This window comes from Bianquea renquensis (assembly GCF_014384895.1).
Lineage (GTDB): Bacteria > Bacillota > Clostridia > Lachnospirales > Bianqueaceae > Bianquea > Bianquea renquensis.
The window spans coordinates 21,816-44,491 of the sequence record NZ_JACRSQ010000019.1 but is presented as its reverse complement, the minus strand read 5'-3'; the positions used below and the strand labels follow the sequence as shown (position 1 = coordinate 44,491).

Here is a 22,676-nt window from a genome sequence, read left to right as displayed (position 1 = left end):
GATGGATTTCAGATTGAAAAGTAAAACCCTGGCTCGGTACTTTTTGTCCTATCTCGTTCTGGCGGTTTTTATTTTTATTGTGATCACCGCTCTTTTCATTAACGCAGTTAAAATCCTGCGGGAGGAGACGAAAACATCGGTCATGGCGCAATTTCACCAGGTGAGTATGGAACTGGATAAAGAGGTGCAATCTCTGAAAAATATTGCCGATCTCTGTCTCAGCAATGGGTATTTAATGCGGTATAAATTGTCTCAGGGAGATTACCGCATGATCCAGGGGATTGAGGAGCTAGGAAAAATTCGCGCGTCCAACTCTTTTTTTGAGGATATTTTTATCACGTATCACACGGAAGAGATATTCTCTGCCAGGGGAAAGGCCACTGCCGACGTATATATGAGCAGAATCCTAGGTGTAGATGGGGAGAGTGCGGCCGCCGCCATAAAAGCGCTGATGGAGATTGACACCATTGCCTTTTTCAGTTTGTACACATCCGAGGGGCGGGAGCTCAATCGATCCGCGTATTTACTGTGCTGCTATCCCCTCAGCAGTGGGGGAACGGTTGTGGCCACAGTGGGTTTTATCGTGCCAGCGTTCCGGATGGAAACGATGCTAGAGAACCTGCTCCGCGACTATGACAGCAGCGCGCGGCTGATCATACCCGGAGGCCAGGTATTTGCCAAAGTTGATACGCCAGACAGCGGAATCTCTTTCGAGGGAGAGCAAGGAATCGCCGTATACGCCTATCAATCAGATAGAACGGGGATTCAGATTGAACTGGCGTTGAACGAGAACAAAATGTTTAGCCGGATTCGGGAGATGCAGCAGATGAGCTATCTCGTGCTCATCCTTCTGTTTGCCATAAGCGTGCTGCTATCGATCTATTTCAGCCGGAGAAATTACCGTCCCATCGGTTTTTTAAGCCGCATGGCCATGGAGCATGGGAAGACACTGCCGCTGGAGAAGGCGAAGAATGAATTTGACGCCATTTCTCAGGTCATGAACTTGGAGGCTATGGAAAATCAAGCGCTATCCCGCAGGCTGTATGAGATTAGCCCTGTCTTCCGACAGCAGACCAGTACTTTAGTTTTTTCCGGGATGATCCAGGAGGAAAATCTCCTCCGAAAATTCTTTGAGCTGAGCCAGGTTAGCATCGAGGGCGATCATTTCGCCGTTATGCTTATCATAGCCGCCCAGAGGGTGGGGATGGATGAAATTTGCGATTGCCTTCTTGAGCAACGCCGCTACAGTATTCACCGCCTGACCACCATCAAGGGGCGGATGGCGGCGGCGGTTCTGCTCCAGCTGAGCGGGAAGGATTCCCATGGAAAACAGCGGCGGATGGCGGCGGCGCAGGTTCAGGCGTTTTTAAAAGATTCGGGGGAGGAACCTAAGCTAATCTGTTTCGGACAGGTATATGAAAGCCTTAGCGCAATGGGGCGATCCTATGCGGAGGCGGTCGTATGCGCCAGGCAATGTATGACAACAGGGGTCGAAGGCGCCTCCTTCTTTGAGAGAATGGCCCGGCTGTGCAACGAGAGTTATTATTTCTGCGATGAGGAATTGGAGGCTTTTCGGAGGAGCCTTCAGATTGGAAATGCGAAGCAGATAACAGTGCTTTTTCGGAGGCTGCTGGACAAAGTGGAGGAGCAAAACCTATCGGCAGAAAAACAGCGCTTTCATTATTATGAACTGCTCCATGAGGTGTTCCACCATGTGATGCAGGCGAAGCTTAGTCAGGAATTGGCGTCGGAGATTCTGAGCCTGGATTGTGAAGAGAGGCATGCATTTCAAATGCAGATGGAGACGGTATTCTACGACATCGAGAAAGAAGTGCTGAGGCCGCACAGGGAGGGGAACTCCATTGAAGATATTGTAGCCTATTTGCAGGAGCATTTTACCGACACAGACTTGACACTATCTGCAGTGGCGGACCATTTTCACTTATCAATGCATTATTTGAGCGGCTACTTCAAAGAGGAGGTTGGCTGTAGCTATATCCAGTATGTTTCAAAGCTACGAATGGAGAAGGCTAGACAGCTTCTGCGGGAAACAGAACTCTCCGTGCAGGAGATTACAGAACGCGTGGGCTATGTGGATGGAGTTAGCTTTGCAAGAAAATTTAAGAAAGCCTTTCATATCTCACCATCAGAGTATCGGAAGTTGAGCAGAGAGGAGACGGTAGAGTGATGGAATGTCACGATATAGATGCGGTGGATGTATTGGTCTGCGGCGCAGGCAGCGCAGGGTTTTGTGCTGCGGTGCAGGCGGCCAGAGCCGGTATGAAAACAGCGCTAGTTGAGCGCTACGGCATGCCAGGCGGAATTATGACAGTTATGGGAAATAACGATGTTGCGCTGTTTTACGCGCATAAAAGGCAAGTGATTCGGGGCATCGGATGGGAGTTTGTGGTCAGTCTTGCAGATCGGGGATTTGCCCACATTCCGGACATGACAAAAGATGTTCCCCATTCCCAGTTGGGGGTTAAAGTTAATATTCCGGCGGCGGGCCACTGGATGGACGAGATGTTGTTATCAGCCGGTGTACGGCTGTATTATGGACAGCCGGCCGTTGCTGTGGAGACGGAGGGGCGAAAGGTTCAGGCCGTGATCATCAGCACTAAAGGGGGGCTGCGGAGAATCCGGGCTTCCATGGTTATCGATTGTACGGGGGATGGAGATATCTGCGCTTGGGCGGGAGCCGCCTACGAGTGTGGCGACGCTGAATCCGGGATCCTTCAGCCAGGAACTGTGCGCTACTATTTTCAGGCTGCACAAGTCGGGAAGGTCCGTGATGAGAAGACGCTCAGCGCTTTCTATGAGACGGGCGAGCTGCTGGAAGAGGATACGATGCGGCACCCCATCAAGACGCTGCGGTGTCAAAACGGAAACAATGTGAATCATATCTCCGGTTTTAACGGGGCCGACAGTGAAAGTAAGATGTGGGCCGACATTGAAGGTCGGCGATCCGTTTACCGCGTGATGAAGGCTCTAAAAAAAGCGGAGACAGGGCTCACAGTGGAAAATATCGCACCGGAGACTGGTATGCGGGAGACAAGGCGCATTCTGGGCGACTGGTATATTACAGCGGAGGAATATGAAAGGGGAATTTCCTATCCCGATGGCATCTGCTATTCCTTCTATCCCATCGACCTGCACCAAGATGGAATGAAGGAAATCCACCAGATTTTCCTGATAGATGGGCAGGTTCCTCAGATCCCCCTATCCGCTCTGATTGTTCGGGATTTAGACAATGTGTATGTGGCGGGACGATGTGCTTCAGGAGATCGCCTTGCCAATTCCGCATTCCGGGTCAAGGCCTCCTGCATGGCCATGGGGCAGGCGGCAGGAGCTGCGGCAGCGGTTGCGGTGCGGGAGAATGGCGGCCAGACGAGGGGATGCGATTTGGAACGGATCAAGGCGATTTTGCGGGCGGATGGCGCTATTGTACCGTGATGGCTCCCCCCCAATCTGTACCGTTTCCATCTCCCATTCTCCATATGAGATTTGGCAGAATCATAATATTGTAAACGACGATCAAATCATAATGAATAGATCATTCTGCCGCTTTTTATAAAATCATGCCAAGTAGAAATAGGCGACTATTTATGGATTCTGATTGCTTTTCACGGGTAAGAAGCTGTGTCTACATCTCTCTATGCTTCTGATGAAGATGGCAGAAAAGTAATACTCTTTGACAAATCCAGCTTGTTTCCGATGATTTCCACAGGCAAATATGACGCCAATAGCAGTTGTTTTACCCCTTTAAGCGAATTACATTCAGACTTTCAATCAGTGCATGTCTATAATAGATTTATAGATTCTTGCCAAATGACACAAGCGTGTATTTTACGACGTGGCGACCTCGTCTGGGCGGAGGTCCTCCCGGCAATTCATAAAGCGGGACTCCTTATTTCAATGTCAGGCCGATCAGATCATCCACCGGCAGTGCAAAAATAAGCCCTTTGGCCGGCGTCTTGGCGCCGACGGCCAGATTGACGGCTTGCATGACCGCCTGTTTGATCTCTTTTTTGATCAAGATCGCTACGATTTCCCTCTCCTGCTGAATGGAGATGCCAAAAAATTTCTCTGCGGACTCATGGCTTACGTCCCGAGCGTGAATGGCGGTTCCGCCGGTGGCCCCTGCGCCTCTGGCGGCGGAGACGGCCTGATCGCAGTACCCGGGGTTGACGACGGCGATGACAAGTTCAAATTTGATAGACTCTTCCATAGAGGTTCCTTCCTTTTCGAGTGGTGTGGATTCTTCTGACAAAGCTTGTAATAAGGAGCCGGCAATGCCGGACAGTGGAATCGAGAAGGCGATTCCCTTGCCAGGGCGCTTAATCTGTAGCTCATCGGAAAAGATGGAGAGCATGGCCGAAACTTTTTGGCTGCTTGCCAAGGTCAGCACCACGTCTTTGTCCGTTTCACCCAGACCAAACCAGTCCAAAATCTCAGAGCTGGCAGTCCCTAAGCCGAGACAGACCAAATGAAAGGTAAGCTGTTGTCGCCGGCAGATCGCGGCGATTTTTTCTCCCTGACCACGGTCGACGATGGTCGTCAGAAGTTTGATATTGGATTTGTTCATTCCGAAATCTCCTCGTAATCAATGATATCATCAGCGTCATCCGCATTTTCTTTTGCGGCGTCATCCGCGATACGCGCCATTTTCTTTTTATAGATCAGGCCCATGAGCTGGATGGTGATCAGTGGAGTCATGGCCACCATAGCCACAACCCCAAAGGCGTCATTTAAGATATTGCCGCCAAGGCTTTCACAGGCTCCCATGGCAAAGGGAAGCAGGAAGGTTGCGGTCATAGGACCGCTGGCGACGCCGCCGGAGTCAAAGGCAATACCCGTAAAGATCGGCGGAACGAAGAAAGTCAGCCCGATGGCGATGGCATATCCAGGAATCAGAATCCAATAGATGGAGATCCCCGTCAGGACTCGCACCATGGAGAGCCCGATGGAGACAGCGACGCCGATGGACAGGCAAAGCCGCATGGATTTCTGGGGAATCGCGCCCTGTGAGATCTCCTCCACTTGCCGGTTTAAAACGTGGACGGCCGGCTCCGCTGTCACGATGAAATAGCCGATGACCATGCCGATGGGAATGAGCAGCCACTTATAGGGGGAGGCAGCGATGGAAGACCCGATAAATTGTCCCGCAGGCATGAATCCCACATTGGCGCCGGTCAAAAACAGCACCAGTCCAATGAAAGTATAGACCATTCCCACGCCCACCTTGACTAGCTGTTTTCTCCTAAAGAAATGGGAGATCAGCTGAAAGAGGATGGAAAAGACGAGGATGGGGACGAGGGCGACGAGAACCTCTTCAAAATAGACGGGAAAATTTGAGCCGAATGCCTGCGCCACATCCACAGTGGTGGACGGATCGGAGATGGTGCTGGGCTGGTAGTTGGCAGTGGAAGGATTGTAGAAGATCCCCAACAGCATGACCGCCAGAATGGGGCCGATGCTGCACAGCGCCACGAGGCCAAAGCTGTCATCCTGGGAATTTTTATCACCGCGGATGGATGCCATACCGATCCCCAGCGCCATGATAAAAGGTACCGTGATGGGCCCAGTCGTGACGCCGCCGGAATCAAAGGCGACAGGGATAAAGTCATTGGGAACGAAAATGGACAAGATGAAAACCAGAAGGTAAAAGGCGATGAGCATGTGCGATAGCTTGATCCGAAAGATGGTGCGCAGCATGGCAACAACTAAAAAGAGTCCTACGCCTACGGCGACGGTTAAAATCAGCACCATGTCCGGGACGGCCGGAACCTGGGTGGCTAAGACCTTCAGATCCGGTTCCGCAATGGTGATGACGGTGCCGATCAAAAGGCCGATTCCGATGATCAAAAGGAGATTTTTAGAGCGGGTCAGCTGAGCGCCGATGCCATCCCCGATGGGCATCATGGACATGTCGGAGCCGAGAGAGAAAAACCCCATACCGACAATCAGCAGCATGGCGCCGACAAGGAAGAGAACAAGAGTCCCAACAGAAAGCGGCGCGATGGTGATACTTAAGAAGGCGACGATCAGCGTTATGGGCAGTACGGACGATAAAGCTTCCAATATTTTTTCTTTTAATTTTTTATTCATCCGTTCCTCCTATCCTCAGCGGGCTGCAATCTCTTCAGCGTCAGACAGGATCCTGTCAAATTTGTCAAGGGCCAGGGATATGGGTTCTGGGCGGGTCATATCCACGCCGGCGTGAAGCAGGCTGTCCAGAGGATCCTGACTCCCGCCGAGGCTTAAGAACTCCAGATATGGCGTCACGGCGCTGGATCCCTTGGACAAAATCTGCTCACTCAGATACACAGCGGCCGAATAGCCGGTGGCGTATTTGTAAACATAGAATGGCCGGTAGAAATGAGGGATGCGGGACCATTCATACCGAATATCCTCATCCATGGTCAGGGCGGGTCCATGGTACTGCTCATAGAGGGAGGCATATAGATTGGAGAGTACCGTACTGTTGAGAGCATTTCCCGATTCCACCAGGGCGTGGGTCTCCCTCTCGAACTCTGCAAACATGGTCTGCCGGTACATCGTCCCCTTGAAGTTTTCCAGATATTGATTCAGCAAGTATAGCCGGAAGGAATCCTCGATGTCCTGGCGAAGCAGATATTCAATCAGAAGATTCTCATTGACGGTGGAGGCAACCTCCGCGACAAAGAGCTTATAGCCTGCCGTCTGATAGGGCTGATGCTGGTTGGAATAGTAGCTGTGGAGCGAGTGGCCCATCTCATGGGCCAACGTGGAGACGCTGTCCAGGGTGCCGGTAAAATTCAACAGGACATAGGGTGAGCTGTCATAGGTCCCCCAGGAGTAAGCGCCGCTGGATTTTCCTTTGTTCTCGTAGACGTCGATCCACCGGCTGTTGAGACCGGTTTGCAGAATTTGACCGTACTCATCCCCCAATGGCTTCAGGGCTTGCGCCACCAGCTCCTTCGCCTGATCGAAGGAGTAGTGCTGATTCAATTCCGCCACCAATGGGGCATACATATCGTAGCAGTGCAGCGCATCAAGGCTAAGCAATTTCTTCCGCAGCTCTACGTACCGGTGCATAACAGGTAACCGGTCGCGGATGACAGTGATCAGATTGTCATACACGGCGATAGGGATGTTTTCATCATCCAGGGACATCTGGAGGGCCGACGCATAGTGGCGGGTCCGCGCATAAAAGACGTCTTTTTTGACGCTGGCGCTGTAGGCGGCCGCCAGTGTATTGGCGTGACTCCGGTATCCGGCGTAAAAGCTGGCAAAGGCCTTTTCGCGGATGGAGCGATCTTCACTGGTCTGCAGAAGGATGAAGTTTGCATTGGTGACATCCAGACGGGTGCCGTCGCCCGTAAGAATCGGATCGTACTTCATATCGGCACTGTTGAGCATAGTAAAGATATGCTGCGGGCTGGCAGCCAGCTCCCCCATCCCGGCCAGAATCTGTTCTTCCGGTGCGCTGAGGGTGTGAGGCTTCTGCCGAATCAGCTCCTCAAGGGGGCGGCGATACTCGGCCAGCTCGGCAGCGGTCAGGTAGGATGCTAAAACTGCGTCGTCCAGTGACAGAAGCTCCGGCTGTAGAAAGGCAAGCTTTTCGCTGATGGCCACATTGACGCTCATGGCGCGATCTGTCATGGTCTGGGGAGCGTCCAGCGTATTGTCTTCATCCTGCCGCATCTTGGCGTAGGTGTACACGTTTTCCATTTTACGGGAAAGACCGGTCTCTAACGCAAGACAACGGGCTACTGTGGCGGCGCCGTCTCCCAAAGTGCCGGCAAAAGCGGCAACGGCCTCGGCCATAGGCATCAGAGCGCTTAGGTCTTTCTCCCAGGCTTCTTCATCGGCGTACAGACGAGTCAAGTCCCACGTGTCCGAGACTGGTATCTCGGCTCGGGGGCGAATGGCGGTGTTTTCCATACAGTACCTCCTTTAGTTATTGACTGGTGTTACATCTAGTATACCATCCTTTTGATTTCAAAGCAATGCACTTGACGGTAAAAAGAAAGTAGGATACAATAAAAATGCAATATCCGGCTAAGGAGGACACAGTCAGATGAAAATGGTGCATATGGGACGGACCGGGTTACAGGTTGGGAGCGTTGGATTTGAGTTGAGCCCCCTAAAAAATCGATCCTATGAGGAAGCGGCGAGAATACTGCAGCGGGCGGTAGACTCTGGCGTCACTTTTTTTGATATAGGACTCCCCTGTGCAGAGGTCCAGCGGCGAGTTGGGCGGGGGCTGGGCCAGATTCGAGAGAAGGTGGTGCTGGCGGGAAGTTTTATTCCTTCCACGGCGCAGGAGCTAGAGCGGGATCTTTCGGCTATGCTGGGGGATCTGAAGACGGAGTATCTGGATATCCTCCAGATTCATGACCCTGATTTTTTACCGCGCCCTGGCGACGGCAGCGGACTCTTTGATGCCCTGACCAAGGCTAGGGGGGAAGGTAGAATTCACCACATTGGGATTACAACGGGAAATTGGGAGATTGCAGTCAAGGCCCTCGAGTATGGGTGGTATGACACCCTACAATACCCGTGGAGCCGAGGGAGCGCGGAGGAAGAGGTGAGCCTTCTGGATTTCTGTCTGGAGGCGCAGGTGGGCAGCATCAGCGTTCCACCGGAGGAAGCTAGCGAGGATTTGGAGGCGGACTGCCGCTTTCTAGACGAGCGGCAGGACCATGTGTCCCTTTGGCTCTTGGATGAGTCCATGGGCTTTGAACAAGTACTTTCCTGGGGAAAAGGATGAGGATATGAAGAAGGAGAAAAAGCCGAAGCGAAAAGCAAGCAGGGCGGAGCGCATCATTCTAAACATTCTGCTGTTTGTCTGTATTGTGGTATTTGTGTTCTGTCTGTATAAGTTAGGCGTCATAATCTATGGCTATTATCAGAATCGCCAGGTGCAGTCCCAGGTACAAACCCTCTTCTACGGGGATTCCACGCTGAAGCAGGCCAGTGGAGGGGAGGAAGCGTCCTTTGGGGAGAGCGCTGCTTTTGAGGACTATACCCTTTCCCTGGAAAAATTGCGGGAAACCAATCCCGATGTCGTGGGGTGGATTCAAGTGCCGGACACCCTCATTGATTATCCGGTGCTCCAGACAACCGATAACGACTATTACTTGACGAAGAATTTTTACCGGGAGTACAACAGCGCGGGGAGTATTTTCATGGATTATCGGAATGATCTCTCCGCCGGACGGGATAATCTTGTTCTCTACGGCCATCGGATGAAGGACACCTCCATGTTTGGAAATATTACAAAATTTCTCAAAGAAGATTTCTTCCGGGAGCACCCAAGGTTTACTTTTATTACAGACGGGCATGTGTATACCTGCGAGATCTTTGCTGTGTATCAGACGACCACGGATTTTGAGTATAACCGCGTGGGATTTGACAGCGACACGGATTATCTGAATTTCATCGAAGAATGCAGACGCCATTCGAAGTATGCTACCGATGTCACGGTTGGGCCGGAGGATACAATCATAACCCTCTCCACCTGCGATTATGCCCTCGATAAAGAGAAAGGGCGCCTGGTGATGCAGGCGAAGCTAGTGGAAGACTAGGGGGTAGGTTTGTTCGAGAATGGGATATGGCTCCGGCCTCCAAACCGAGAAAATCCACCATCCCCCTTGTGCAGGGCAGGTCTCGTATGCTATAATGAACCCTGTTCGACCGGCCGGTCGAGATTTATTGTATAGCGGGAGGAATGGCAACGTGTTTTCCAAGTTCAGCGTGAATAAACCCTTTACCGTCATTGTGGCGATTATCATCGTGCTTATACTGGGGGGCGTCTCCTACACCAATATGACGGTTGACCTGATACCTAGCATCAACCTGCCATACGCCATGATTACCACCGCCTATCCTGGCGCGTCGCCGGAGGAGGTGGAGACGAGGGTCAGCTCGGTTGTGGAGCAGTCCATGGCATCGATCAGCAATATGGAGGCCATATCCTCCATCTCATCCGAAAATATATCCATGGTCATTCTACAGTTCACGGAAAGCGCAAACATGGACACGGCCATGATTGAAATGCGCGAAGGGCTGGACATGATCACATCCTATCTGCCTGACGGCGCGGGATCTCCTGTGATTATGAAGATCAATCCGGACATGATGCCGGTCATGGTCATGTCGGCGGCGGTAGAGGGGACGGATATCCGCGATTCATCGCAATTTTTGGAGAGCAAGATTCTTCCAGAGCTGAAAAGCGTTGAGGGAGTGGCATCGGTCAGCGCGTCAGGGCTGGTGAGCAATGTGGCCTACGTCAGCATCACGCAGGAGAAAATTGACGCAGTCAATCAGAGAATTTATGACAAGATTCTAGAGCAGGCACAGGAGCAGATTCAGCAACAGATTGACGCGACGCTGGCCGAGATGGGGTTGCCGGCGGGGACGGTCATTCCCGGTGTGACGGACATTGAGCCAGAGCTGCCGGAAGACCAGATCCCGAAGGTCGATATGACGAAGGAGATGCTCTCCCAGATCTTGCAGGGACAGAACTTGAGTATGCCCTCCGGAAGTGTGGAGGAGGATGGAATCAGCTATCTTGTGCGGACAGGGGATAAATTCCGGGATTTCGATGAGCTGGCCGACATGGTCATTTTGAGCATCCCGGATATGGATGACATTACCCTGGGCGATATCGCGGAGATTGTCAAGACAGATGACTCCGCCTCCAAATATTGCCGGGTCAACGGAGAGAGCGCCGCCATCCTCTCTCTGCAAAAGCAATCGGAGTATTCCACTGCGGAAGTGACGGAGGCGATTCAGAACAAGTTGCCAAAGATCCAGGACAGCCATGAGGGGGTTCAGTTTCAAGTCCTCATGGATCAGGGCGAGTACGTCCATCTGATGATGGATACCATTATTCAGAATCTAGTCTTTGGCGGCCTTCTGGCCATCCTGATTCTATGGCTCTTCCTAAAGAGCATCAAGCCCACATTCGTCGTGGGCCTATCCATTGTGATCAGTGTCATTACCACCTTTGTTCTCATGTATTTTTCTGGAATCACCATGAATCTAATTTCCATGAGCGGCTTAGCTCTGGGTGTTGGAATGCTGGTGGATAATTCCATCGTTGTCATTGAGAATATTTTCCGGCTTCGATCTCAGGGGGTGGACCGCAAGAGGGCGGCCATTGAGGGGGCTAAGCAGGTCAGCGGTGCCATCACGGCGTCAACGCTGACGACGATCATCGTGTTTGTTCCCATTATTTTCACAGAGGGACTTACGAGACAGCTGTTTACCGATATGGCGCTGACCATCGCCTTTTCCCTTCTCGCCAGCCTGTTGGTGGCGCTGACCCTGGTTCCTATGGCATCGGCCACCCTTCTGAAAAAAGAGATCAAAGGCAAGAACCGAATCTTTTCCAAGTTTCAGACAGGGTATACACGGCTGCTAAACCATGCCCTCAATCACAAATGGGTTACAATTTTGCTAGTTTTCGTTTTGTTTGTCACCAGTATCCTTGCGTCCTTTTCCCTGGGGACGGAGTTATTTCCCTCCGGTGACACTGGCAATATATCGGTGTCTGTGGAGATGCCAGACGATTTCGGACAGGAGGATACCTTCGTGGCGCTGGATCAGCTGTCCTCGGTCCTCAACCAGATTCCCGCCATCGAGACTGCTGGCATTCTATATTCTGAAGGTTCCGCATCCTCCATGAGCATGATGGGAATGGGCGGCGGAACGACAATCTACGTCAGATTGGATGAGAATCGAAGCATGTCCACCGACGAGGTGGTGCAAGAGATACGAGACAGGACGGAGGGATTTGCTTTCCGTGTATCCGTTTCGTCTGCCGGCGCGGATTTGTCCAGCCTCAGCGGCGGAAGTATCGCGGTCAACGTATTTGGCAGCGAGCTGGACGAACTGCGGGAGGCGGCACAGATGATTGCCGAAACCCTCGGTGAGGTGGAAGGCGCCATTGAGATTGACAGTGGCCTAGGGAAAGAAAGCCAGGAGATCCGCATCACAGTTGACAAGAGCAAGGCACTTCAAAATGGAGTGACCACGGCACAGGTATATTTGGCGGTGGCCCAGGCGCTGGCTGCGGATACGGTGGCGACCACGATGACGGTGGGCGATCAGGATGTAGACGTCTATGTTAAGGATGAGCGGACCGCACCTGTTACCAGCGAGGATCTAGAATCCATTGAGGTTCCCAAGGCGACTGGGGAGGGGACCGTGACCGTAGGTGAGGTTGCCACTCTGGAAAAGGCGGATGGATTTCAGTCCATCCGGCACTCTGGACAGGAGCGGTATGTATCGGTTACCGGCTCTCTGAAGGAAGGGTACAATATCGGCAAGGTCAGCGCAGTTATAGAAGAGAAGCTTAGCCAGCTGACGCTGCCTGCGGGAACGCGCTACGAAATCGCTGGGGAAAATCAATCCATCCAGGACGCCTTTTCCGATTTATATCTGATGTTGATACTGGCCATCGTCTTCATCTATCTGGTCATGGTGGCGCAGTTCCAATCCCTCCTATCCCCTTTTATTGTCATGTTTACCATTCCTCTGGCTTTTACCGGCGGATTCTTCGCCCTCTACTTTGCGGGTATGCCTTTGAGCGTCGTAGCCCTCATCGGACTCATCCTTCTCATGGGCATTGTGGTAAACAATGGGATCGTGTTTGTGGATTATGTGAATCAAATGCGGCGGCAAGGGCTCAGCAAGCGGGAAGCGCTGCTTGAAACTGGTCGGGACCGAATCCGGCCCATCTTGATGACTGCGCTGACGACAATACTAGCGTTGACCACCATGGCCTTTGACCAGAGCGCCGGCGCGGTCATGATGAAACCGCTGGCGCTGACGACCATCGGAGGTCTGATCTATGCCACGGTGCTGACACTGTTTATTGTGCCGGTGCTGTACGACGTATTCCACCGCCGGGAGACTAAGGTCCATGAACCGCAAGAGGCAAACGCTCAGTGATTGCGCTCTTGTATTGATGGTATGGCCGGTATGTTTTCTGAGGACGAGGAGATTGAGGAAGAAGAGTAATGGGGCGCTTATAATCGGGACAAGGTGGGAATCGACTCGTTCGAGGATTCCCACCTTGTCCCGAATTTAAAAGTAAGAGAATTTTTCGTCAAGCGGCGAATACAGAATGCAAATATCACAATGCTTTATCAGAATCAAGAATCGCTTGATCTAAAAATTCGTCAAAGGTAGCTTTTGCGTACCGCAGATATGTCGAATTTAAAGTATAATAAATCTCTGGACCAGATTTGCGTGACCTAACAATGACAAGCTCATTCAATAAATCCTGTACATAGCGCGAAATAGAGGTTCGCGCAAGATGTAAACGGCGGGCTAGCTGAGATATGGTTAAATCTTGTTGTCTCAGTTCATTAACAATCTCAACCTTGACGGGATGACCTAAGGCAGTCATGACGGATTGCATAGTGACGTGGGGGGGATTGAGCGCATGGGAGAACACCTTAGACCAATCGACGCCAAGGACAAAAATGTATTTATTGCCGATACAGAAGTCTGCAACGATGTATTGGTTAATATGGCATACACTATATACCTGTTTTTCTAGCTGAACTTCGTGGCTGTCATCAAGCTTTAGCCGTCTTTTTTTGACTAGAAGTTGGATGTCATCTACCATAAATTTTTGGAGGGTATCCAATGCTTCTGTTTTTCGTCTCGAACGGTACGTCTGAATAAAGGGAATGAGCTGCGTCAAAAATTCGACAGCCGTATCAACCATTTCATTGAAGTGATAGAATAGGGCTGAATGATATTTAATTTCAATTATTTGACTAAGAATTTCTGCTGCCCTTAGGACAGTTTGGCCTTCGGATAAACACAATTTTTGTAATTCTTTCTCGTTAAAAGTATCGTGAAAGTAATAGTCCATAACAAATTTTTTGAACCTGGATTTATCTCGGAGCATAGAATAAAAATCCGCAAGTGTATCACTGAAATAGTTAAAGTATTTATGGAAATAGGCAGTCAAAACACTACATCTATGGTTGTTATAATAAAACAAAGGGAGCAGGCAATCGGGGGGATCTGGGACGTGGGTCGTTGACCGCAGGTTATTATAATGAAAGAATCGAGTACGTTCATCGGTGCCAATCAAGTCAGGATGCATAGCCAAAGATTTTCTGTTGAAGTAGGCTACACCATAAAAAATTGTATCATAAATTATCCCAACGGTTTCATTAATGTTCATCGCAGACCACCTCAATCCACATAATATGTTTTTAGGTTACCATAATTTTGTGAATAATGCAATAGGCAAAATGATTTCACAGGATGAACCGGGAGGGGATGGCGCAGGACTCCTATGGGATGACTATTACAATTCTGCGGTAAGGGCTCTTTTCCCATATTTATGCCGAAATTTGCACTTTTTTTGTGAGGTTTTTTATTGATTGTATAATCGGAGAATGTATTGAATAATTATACAATCTGTGCTATACTTACGCTTTAAGAGCATTGTGGGAGGGGAACAGGAATGATCGAATGGATACAGAAGACGTGGCAGTCTTTTGCGGAATCCTTTGTGAAGAATTTTATCGTGGAAGACCGGTATATGCTCATTGTCAGGGGCCTGGGGACGACGATTCTTATTTCGCTGATGGCGATTTTGCTGGGCTGTATCATTGGATTTATTATGGCCTTCTTTCGCCTGTCAAAGATTAAGCTTCTGAACTGGATTGCGGGAATCTATATCGATGTGATTCGAGGCACACCCACGGTGGTGCAGCTCTTGATCATCTATTATGTCATCTTTGCACCCTTCAAAAATATGCCCAAGGTGGTTATTGCCGCTATTTCCTTCGGGATCAACAGCGGGGCCTATGTGGCGGAGATTGTGCGAGGCGGTATTTTGTCTGTGGACCGTGGGCAGATGGAGGCGGGGCGTTCGCTGGGGCTTACATCGGCCCAGACCATGCGGCTGATCATAATCCCTCAGGCGATCAAGAACATTTTGCCGGCTTTGGGCAATGAGTTCATCGTTCTGATCAAGGAAACCGCCATTGCCGGCTACATAGCGCTGCAAGATCTCACCAAGGCTAGCGATATTATCCGAAGCATCACATGGAGTTCTATGCCGCTGTTCGCCACGGCGATCATCTACTTCATTCTGGTGAAGCTGCTGTCCAAAGGCCTACAGGTCTTTGAGAAGCGGCTGCGGAAATCCGAGATGTAGGAGGTGGGGCGTATGGATATGATTCAAGTTTCTGGCCTGCACAAAAGCTTTGGCGAGCTGAAGGTATTGCAGGGGATTGATCAGGTCGTTGAAAAAGGCGAAAAGCTGGTGATCATCGGCCCGTCTGGGTCGGGGAAATCCACGTTTCTGCGGTGCCTTAATCTTCTGGAGACACCTTCGGAGGGGAAGATTTACATAGAGGGGGAATGTATCACAGACCCCAAAGTCAATGTCAATCGGATTCGCCAGAAGATGGGCATGGTGTTTCAACATTTTAATCTGTTTCCTCATTTGACGGTGCTGGAGAATTTAACTTTAGCGCCCATTCGCATAAAGAATATGGCGAAGGATCAGGCGGAGGCGTTGGCCCGATCCCTTCTGAAAAAAGTAGGGCTGTTGGATAAGGAGAGGGAATATCCTTCGCGCCTGTCCGGCGGACAAAAGCAGCGCATTGCCATCGCTCGGGCGCTGGCGATGCAGCCGGATATCATGCTTTTTGATGAGCCCACCTCCGCCCTGGACCCCGAGATGGTTGGCGAGGTACTGGGCGTCATGAAGGAATTGGCCACGGAGGGAATGACTATGGTTGTGGTCACCCACGAGATGGGATTCGCCCGGGAAGTCGGATCCAAGTTATTGTTTATGGATGAGGGAAAGATTCTGGAGCAGGGAGATCCGAGAACGATTTTTCAGGATCCCCAGCATCCGAGAACGAGAGAGTTTTTGAGCAAAGTTCTTTAGGAGAAAAGCGAGGAGGAAGTAAGATGAAAAAGATTTTGACAGCGGTGCTGGTTGTCAGTCTGGCAGTGTTGATGATGGCCGGCTGTAAGAAGGCAGATTCCAGTGATTCGTCCGCCGCATCGCAGGGCGGTCAGGAGAGCAGCCAGGCGAATTCCGAAGCGACGGGGACGAAGAAGCTGGAAAAGGGACAGAAATTGATCATCGGCACCAACGCGGAATTCCCACCCTTTGAGTACGTCAAGGCAAACGGTGTCATCGGTGAGTTTGATGGAGTCGACATGGCGATCGCAAAGGAGATCGGCGAGCGCCTAGGGATGGAAGTGGAGATCTCCAATATGGATTTCAACTCGCTGATTCCGGCTCTGGACTCTGACCGGATTGACTGTGCCCTTGCGGGTATGACAATCACGGAGGAGCGCCTTCTGGAAGCGGATTTCTCGGATCCCTACTATACGGCGATTCAGGCCATCGTCGTGCCAGCGTCGGATGAAACCACCCAAAAAGTGGAGGATCTGGCTGGCAAAAAGGTCGGCGTGGTGACCGGCTACACCGGAGCGCTGACCATGAAGGATGCAACGTTCGACGTCACGCTGGAGCACTATACCAAGGGCGTGGACGGGGCCGCAGATCTTCGCAATGGCCGCATCGACGCGCTGATCATTGACAAGCCCGTGGCGGAGACATTTCTCGGCGACGACAACGATCTAAAGATCATCACCGATCAGAAATACTTTGAAGATGAAAAATTCGGAATCGCAGTGAAAAAGGGAGAGACGGAGGTGGTGAAGCAGCTCAATGAGGTGCTGAAAGCCATGACCGAAGATGGAACCATCGATAAGATCATTCTGGATTATGTTGGAGTTGTGTCTGGAGAATAAGAGGAATAAGTAGAATTGGAAAAACCCGCCAGGCGAGAGCTGTCGCGGGATTTTTCTTTCATGAGATGAGGGAATTTTTATGCTGGAAGAGAAACGGTTATTTATCCTAGATATGGATGGGACAGTCTATTTGGGGGATCGATTGTTTCCGCAGACGCTCCCCTTTTTGAGGCATATTAAGGAGACAGGCGGGGCGTACATATTTTTCACCAACAATGCCTCCCGCTCCAGGAAGACATACGAGGGCCGGCTTGCGTCCATGGGCATACCGGCGACGCCAGATGAGATTATGACCTCCGGCGACGTGACGATACAATTCTTAAAAACCTACCGCGACAGCTCCAAAGTACTCCTCCTGGGAACGCCGGATTTGGAACAGAGTTTTCGGCAGGCGGGAATTGCGCTTGTCCAGGACGACCCGGATATTGTGTTGGTGAGTTTTGATACCGGCGTGACCTATGAGAAACTGGACAGGGCCTGCCATTATGTTCGAAATGGGGCGGAGTTTTTGTCCACCCATCCCGATGTCAACTGCCCCGTGGACCGGGGATATATGGTAGACTCCGGTTCGCTGTGCGCCCTTGTCACGGCATCCACAGGCAAGGTGCCGCGGTATTTTGGCAAACCACACATGGAGACCCTTCAGATGATCATGGAGCGCACCGGATGTCAAAAGGAGGAGATGGTCGTGATCGGAGACCGCCTGGAAACGGATATCGCGCTGGGGGCGCTCAATGGGGTTACGTCCGTGCTGGTGCTTACAGGCGTTACGTCGCGGGCGGATGTGGAGACATCTGCCATCAAACCCGATATCATTGTGGACCATATTGGCGAATTGTTTTCCACGGGGGCATGAGCGTATGGCGTGGTCAAGATTTTTTACCTGTGCTGCTGACGCCGTTCAGGTCTAAAAATTGTAGGAAAGGATGATGAAGAATGAAATTGCGTGTGATGACGTACAATATCGCGTCAGGGCACAATTATGAGGAGGATCGCAGGCAGGATCTGGCCTTTGCCCAGGGAGTCATAGAACAATACCAGCCAGATATTGTGGGACTCAACGAGGTTCAGGAGAACTCCAGAGTCAGCCAGTATACATCGCAGACGCAGATTTTAGCGAAAGGGCTGGAGATGTACGGGTATTTTGGACCGGCGTTGCCGATGAACGATGGGCTGTACGGCAATGCCATGCTGAGCAAGTTTGCAGCGTCAACCGAGGTAATCCCCATTCCCGACCCTGAAGTTAAGAATGAAGATACCTACTATGAGACCCGCTGCCTGATGAAAAATGAGATTCAGCTTGAACAGAAAATCACGGTGTTGGTCACCCATTTTGGGCTTGCGAGACAGGAAAAGAAAAATGCCGTGGAGACGGTGATGAGGACCCTCCGGGGGATCGAAGGACCTGTGGTCCTCATGGGAGATTTCAACGCGCTGCCGCACGACGACGTGATTGCACCGCTGTTTACCGTTCTGAAAGACACAGCGCTCATCACAGAGGACCCCTTGCTCAGCTGGCCGTCGGACAGGCCGGACCGCAAGATCGATCACATCCTCGTATCGCCGCAGATTCAGGTCCATCATGTCTTTGTGCCAGTGACACGGGCTTCGGATCACCGCCCCTACATCGCGGATATTGAACTTTAAGCCGGATTTGACATCCGGTTTTTTCTTTGCTACAATACATACGAATACGCACAGGAAAGGAAATCGTTATGTTTGAATATACGTCCCGCATCCGATACGACGAAGTTGGCTGTGAGGGAGTGGCATCTCCGTCGGCGCTGGCCAACTATTTACAGAACGCGGCAATATTTCACGCGGGTGAGGTGGGATACGATATCTATCGAATGCTGGAGATGCGGCGAGGCTGGTTTTTGCTGAGCTGGCATATCCGATTTGGCCGCTCGGTCCGGTGGAATGAGGAAATCCGCATTCGCACATGGGCCTACGATTTTCGGGGACCCTTTGGCCGTCGAAATTTTCAGATTTTTGATCGGCAGGGTGGGATTCTCGTGGAGGCCACATCGCTGTGGGCGTTGATGGATCTAGATCGCTTGACGATGGTGGAGCCGCCCGAAGACATGATCCGTGCGTTTGCGCCGGAGGGAAAAGCGCTATTTTCCATGCGGCGCCCGGGGAAAATTGACGGGGGCCAGTTAGCGCCGTCCTTTCGCATCCAGAGGCGGGATTTGGATACCAACGGACATGTCAACAATATCAGGTGGATGGAAATGGCCCTGCCATACTGGCCGTCCGGGAGGCCGTTACAGGAGTTATTAGCGGAATACAAGCATTCAGCGGTGTGTGGAGACCAGGTATCGCCGAGGTTGACGGAGACAGGTGAAGATGTGCATGTAGCGCTCTGCCGTGAAGATGGCGAACCCTTCGTCCGTATCCAGATGGCTGGATACATGGGATAGTATAGTACGGTAAAATCGAATCCGCCTAGATTACATGGGTGGGAGCGTCCAGTTTGCAAAGACGAGCTGGGCGCTCTCTTTTTCCCGTTGGACAGATTTCAGGTCGTATCAGCGGGGCACAGCCTCCTGTATAAAGAGATAGGTCTCTCTAACCTTGCGACGAAGCTTTATCACGTATGAAAATTTCCATCCTCCCGTCAAACCCATAGGGGATAAGATCGTACATATCCGGTGACGGAGAATGGGGCGGCGCCTCTCGCCACATGGTGGGCCAAGCCTCACGTCTGGGCTTTGCAGCATCGAAATGAGGCCCAAAGGTATTTTTGTAGCTTGCACATAAACGGACTGTAATTCGGTTTTTTCCTTCTAATAGACAATCCGCTATATCGATGACGTCTGCTTTTTCTTTTACCCCAACCAAAAGCGGCGCGCTGTCATTTACTTTTACAGAGCAGCAGGTGGCCTCTGTGCCAAGGAGTTTAAGGACTGCACTTGCAGGCGTACTGTGACAATTCAATTCATATTCATAGAGGATTGCCCCGGGATAAAATGGGTATCCCTGCGATATGATGGTTCCTGGTCCCATGGGATTACAGGGTGCGATAGTCCATTGGCTTCCACTGCTATGAACTGTGAAATTCCCTTTGACATAGATGGGCTCTATTTCCCCTTTAACGCTGAAGCGATCGCACTGTAATACAATCGTGTTTTCTCCAGGCTGGACCGCATCGGTGATATAGGCCTTTCCCATATGGTGATCCAGCTCGTCGCGATTTTTCTCCCACCGTATCTGCTTTCCGTTAACTTCTAAAGCATATAATTCAGGATGTTCTACTAACAGATGAAGATCCCCTTTAGGCAGTGAATCGATACAGCAATTGTATCGAAGGGAAAATCCGTTTCCAGGATCATATTCAGCCTGATCGATGAACGCATTTCGATATTGTATAGCGCTGGACCAAGGATTCCCTGGAAATCCGCGATGCCGGTACAGTAGTTCACACGCATTTAAAAAATATACATCACGGTAAGTTTGGCCATCAATCGTTAGTGTACAATACTGTAAGGGAAGCCAGTTTTCTTTCTCTGGATATATACGATGCGGCATCAGGACCATTGCATGGGGATCCATACGTCTTTGGGGGGTCTTAGCATCCCACATTTTTTCGGTGGAGGCCAGCAGAAGGGCTGACTCTCCCGGCGAAATTTTCAAAGGAAATGTCACCCTGCATTTGGCAGCATTCAATGTGTAGGGAAGCAGCTTTTCCTTGCCATTCCACGGATCGAGTAGGCAGACAGAATTTCCCGGTACAGTGAACTCGGTTTCAACAGTGCTGTCACTGTGATTTGCCCAGAAGTGGACCGAGATCCCATCTTCAAGAGTTTTGCAAATATGATGAAATCCGTGGGGTAACGGCACAGGCGTTTCAATATTTTTGCCGATAAGCTGATTTAGCAATTGGAAGGTTTCATCTACGGTATCTAAAATAGATAGGTGCTCCAGAGAAAACAGGTCTACCAATGCTTTTTCGCTAACTTTCCCGTCAATATAGGCCCCAGGCCTCCCACAACATAAAACTGCGCCACCATTTTCTGCAAATTTGCGCACCAATTCGTAGGTGCTGCCCCGCATGTTTTTCATATCGCCTGGTATGATGACAGCCTTGTACTGCTGCTGTCCAACCATCAAGGTCGTATCTTCTACCGCTCCATGGCGCTCCAAAATGTACTCATCGCCTAAATCAAAATCCCATAATTCTCTTTCTAGCTCTGTCAGGAGGTGCCAATATTTTTCCATCGAGGGGTTGTCTGGTATATTCCCCTTTTCGATGGTCTTTCCCTCTTGTAAGCGTGGGAGCAAATACCCCGTCGTTGTAGGGTGGAGGACCAATACTCTCTGTTTTGCACTCCCTTGGCTCAGGGTATAAGAAAGGCGTCCGAAATAGGTATTTAATTGGCCAAACTCATCCCACCATGGCTGTCTCCAATCAAACGATTGGGGATGGTCCCGTTTTCTCGCACCTGAAATAGAGCCATAGCAAAGGTGATGGCAAAGAAAATTGATACCGCCTGCGAAAAGCCAATCCGCAGTCCTTTTATAATCAGCGAATGTTGAATCCCATCCGCCTGCACCGTTGACTTCACACAGGATCCTTTTTTTGCCGAGTTGATTTCCTACGCTTCTCACTTCCCATAATGCGATCTGGAGAGGGTGGATCGGGGAGTCTTTTAAATTATGAGAGAACAAAATATCGATTCCAGGCCAATCCATAAATTCATATGCTGACATAACATCTGGTGACACCGCTCCTGCATTGGCGAGGGGCCAATTATGTTCAAAATAGTGACCGGTTAGGGGAAGGTGGTGTTCTTTACACCATGTGTAGATGGGAAGCAGATAGTTTTCTTTCCAGAGCTCATGCAAAGTCTCATAATAATCGTAGCGGACTTTGGATGGAGGAAACGAAAATCCGGCATATTCCACGTCCCCATACAGCGCAGGAAGATTTTCGATAATACTATAGCCGCGTTTTTTTTGAAATTGATGAGCAAACCAGTAGCTGAAGGGAAGCTTCACCTCTTCGCCACATGAAGTATTCGCATTTTGAATATACGGCTCATCAGTAAATACTGCATGGATTAGCGAATCAAAATACTCCCCATATCTCCTATAATATTTTTCATGTGTGCAACTTAAAAATGCTGCCGTTGCCTCCGGGCGCAAAACATCGATTGGCCCAAATCCTCCCTGCCACGCCGTGCCGATGGAATTCAGCAGGTAAATTATTAAAAACTCATGGGAGTAGCGCCCCCATTCGTTAGCCGGCAAGAGCGTCACATCTTTTATTATGGAGCCTTTTTCTGATTGAAATGCAAAAATTTTCATAGGTCTGTCCAGCATGCGGCTATGTCGGGCTTTTGCCTCAGCAATATTTACGCGTTTAAAGCCTATGCTTTGCGAAAGGCACTGTGGACACATGGCGGGGACGTGACCACCCCCAAAACCAGAAGGATATGAATTTTCATCGTAGAGCCCCAATGTCAGATCAAGCTCTTTTGCTGTCTGTAATGCACAATCCCACTCAGAAAACCACTCTTGTGACATATATTCCGAGATCAAGCCTGGACGAGGGTGTACGAATGCTCCTCCAAACCCATGTTCTTTTAGTTCGAGCAATTGTGCTCTAATTTCGTCTTTGGAAAAATCGCTGTTCCACACCCAAAAAGGCATAGTACGGTAAAAGGGAGTCGGGTTTTCGAACTCCCGCATGAAAGATTGTTTTGTTACGGACATAAAAGCTCCTCTCTGCACCATGAAGTACTCGTCTTTATTGATGTGATATCATAACAGTTCGAAAGTATATATGCAAGGTCCATTTTATCTGGATGGTACATTTTTTTTCGTGCTGGGAATTTTAAAAAAAACGTACGCCGCAAAAAAAAGAAACCTTG

The 22,676-nt window shown here is 50.4% G+C and carries 16 protein-coding genes; 11 read left to right on the top strand and 5 right to left on the bottom strand.

Annotation, left to right across the window (positions count from 1 at the left end; translation table 11 throughout):
• Nucleotide 1: 1 nt before the first annotated feature.
• Together H8730_RS12315 and H8730_RS12310 are read left to right on the top strand one after the other, a co-directional pair.
• The gene (locus tag H8730_RS12315; protein ID WP_177713759.1) at nucleotides 2-2,188 is read left to right on the top strand and encodes a helix-turn-helix transcriptional regulator; all 2,187 of its coding nucleotides are present in this window, start codon (nucleotides 2-4) and stop codon (nucleotides 2,186-2,188) included.
• Nucleotides 2,188-3,453: an FAD-dependent oxidoreductase gene (locus H8730_RS12310; RefSeq protein ID WP_249289876.1), complete on the top strand. Its 1,266-nt coding sequence runs from the start codon at nucleotides 2,188-2,190 to the stop codon at nucleotides 3,451-3,453. Before H8730_RS12315 ends, H8730_RS12310 begins: the two co-directional genes overlap by 1 nt.
• Nucleotides 3,454-3,907: 454 nt before the next feature.
• On the opposite strand, the gene H8730_RS12305 is transcribed toward H8730_RS12310, so the two are convergent.
• The 3 genes from H8730_RS12305 to pepF are packed head-to-tail and all read right to left on the bottom strand — an operon-like array spanning nucleotide 3,908 to nucleotide 7,926.
• Entirely contained in the window at nucleotides 3,908-4,585 is a 678-nt protein-coding gene (locus H8730_RS12305) for a transcriptional regulator (protein ID WP_177713757.1), read from the bottom strand.
• Nucleotides 4,582-6,108 (bottom strand): DUF1538 domain-containing protein, encoded by a 1,527-nt coding sequence (locus tag H8730_RS12300; protein ID WP_177713756.1) that lies wholly within the window; start codon nucleotides 6,106-6,108, stop codon nucleotides 4,582-4,584. The genes H8730_RS12305 and H8730_RS12300 overlap by 4 nt, the downstream gene beginning before the upstream one ends.
• A 15-nt stretch (nucleotides 6,109-6,123) precedes the next feature.
• Entirely contained in the window at nucleotides 6,124-7,926 is a 1,803-nt protein-coding gene (pepF, locus tag H8730_RS12295) for an oligoendopeptidase F (protein ID WP_177713755.1), read from the bottom strand.
• Between the two features lie 136 nt (nucleotides 7,927-8,062).
• Here pepF and H8730_RS12290 point away from each other — a divergent pair, with 136 nt between their 5' ends.
• The 3 genes from H8730_RS12290 to H8730_RS12280 all read left to right on the top strand — a co-directional run bounded on the left by H8730_RS12290 (nucleotide 8,063) and on the right by H8730_RS12280 (nucleotide 12,945).
• Entirely contained in the window at nucleotides 8,063-8,755 is a 693-nt protein-coding gene (locus tag H8730_RS12290) for an aldo/keto reductase (RefSeq protein ID WP_177713754.1), read from the top strand.
• Between the two features lie 4 nt (nucleotides 8,756-8,759).
• Nucleotides 8,760-9,572 (top strand): class B sortase, encoded by an 813-nt coding sequence (gene srtB / locus H8730_RS12285; RefSeq protein WP_177713753.1) that lies wholly within the window; start codon nucleotides 8,760-8,762, stop codon nucleotides 9,570-9,572.
• Nucleotides 9,573-9,723: 151 nt separating this feature from the next.
• Entirely contained in the window at nucleotides 9,724-12,945 is a 3,222-nt protein-coding gene (locus H8730_RS12280) for an efflux RND transporter permease subunit (protein WP_177713752.1), read from the top strand.
• Nucleotides 12,946-13,129: 184 nt separating this feature from the next.
• On the opposite strand, the gene H8730_RS12275 is transcribed toward H8730_RS12280, so the two are convergent.
• Nucleotides 13,130-14,197, bottom strand: coding sequence for an ArsR/SmtB family transcription factor (locus tag H8730_RS12275; RefSeq protein ID WP_177713710.1), 1,068 nt, complete (start codon nucleotides 14,195-14,197; stop codon nucleotides 13,130-13,132).
• Nucleotides 14,198-14,482: 285 nt separating this feature from the next.
• On the opposite strand from H8730_RS12275, the gene H8730_RS12270 reads away from it, so the two are divergent.
• The 6 genes from H8730_RS12270 (at nucleotide 14,483) to H8730_RS12245 (ending at nucleotide 19,223) form a co-directional block, all read left to right on the top strand.
• Nucleotides 14,483-15,181 carry an amino acid ABC transporter permease gene (locus H8730_RS12270; RefSeq protein WP_177713709.1) on the top strand — a complete coding sequence of 233 codons (699 nt, stop codon included), beginning with the start codon at nucleotides 14,483-14,485 and terminating at the stop codon, nucleotides 15,179-15,181.
• Between the two features lie 18 nt (nucleotides 15,182-15,199).
• Nucleotides 15,200-15,922, top strand: a complete 723-nt coding sequence (locus tag H8730_RS12265) for an amino acid ABC transporter ATP-binding protein (RefSeq protein ID WP_177713711.1) — start codon at nucleotides 15,200-15,202, stop codon at nucleotides 15,920-15,922.
• 23 nt (nucleotides 15,923-15,945) lie between these two features.
• Nucleotides 15,946-16,800: a basic amino acid ABC transporter substrate-binding protein gene (locus tag H8730_RS12260; protein ID WP_177713708.1), complete on the top strand. Its 855-nt coding sequence runs from the start codon at nucleotides 15,946-15,948 to the stop codon at nucleotides 16,798-16,800.
• Between the two features lie 79 nt (nucleotides 16,801-16,879).
• Nucleotides 16,880-17,656 carry an HAD-IIA family hydrolase gene (locus H8730_RS12255; protein ID WP_177713707.1) on the top strand — a complete coding sequence of 259 codons (777 nt, stop codon included), beginning with the start codon at nucleotides 16,880-16,882 and terminating at the stop codon, nucleotides 17,654-17,656.
• Between the two features lie 80 nt (nucleotides 17,657-17,736).
• Nucleotides 17,737-18,447 (top strand): endonuclease/exonuclease/phosphatase family protein, encoded by a 711-nt coding sequence (locus tag H8730_RS12250; RefSeq protein WP_177713706.1) that lies wholly within the window; start codon nucleotides 17,737-17,739, stop codon nucleotides 18,445-18,447.
• A 68-nt stretch (nucleotides 18,448-18,515) separates the two neighbouring features.
• Complete coding sequence (locus tag H8730_RS12245) at nucleotides 18,516-19,223, top strand: acyl-[acyl-carrier-protein] thioesterase (RefSeq protein ID WP_177713705.1); 708 nt, start codon at nucleotides 18,516-18,518, stop codon at nucleotides 19,221-19,223.
• Nucleotides 19,224-19,371: 148 nt separating this feature from the next.
• On the opposite strand, the gene H8730_RS12240 is transcribed toward H8730_RS12245, so the two are convergent.
• Nucleotides 19,372-22,518 carry a glycosyl hydrolase gene (locus H8730_RS12240; protein WP_249289875.1) on the bottom strand — a complete coding sequence of 1,049 codons (3,147 nt, stop codon included), beginning with the start codon at nucleotides 22,516-22,518 and terminating at the stop codon, nucleotides 19,372-19,374.
• Between the last annotated feature and the right edge of the window lie 158 nt (nucleotides 22,519-22,676).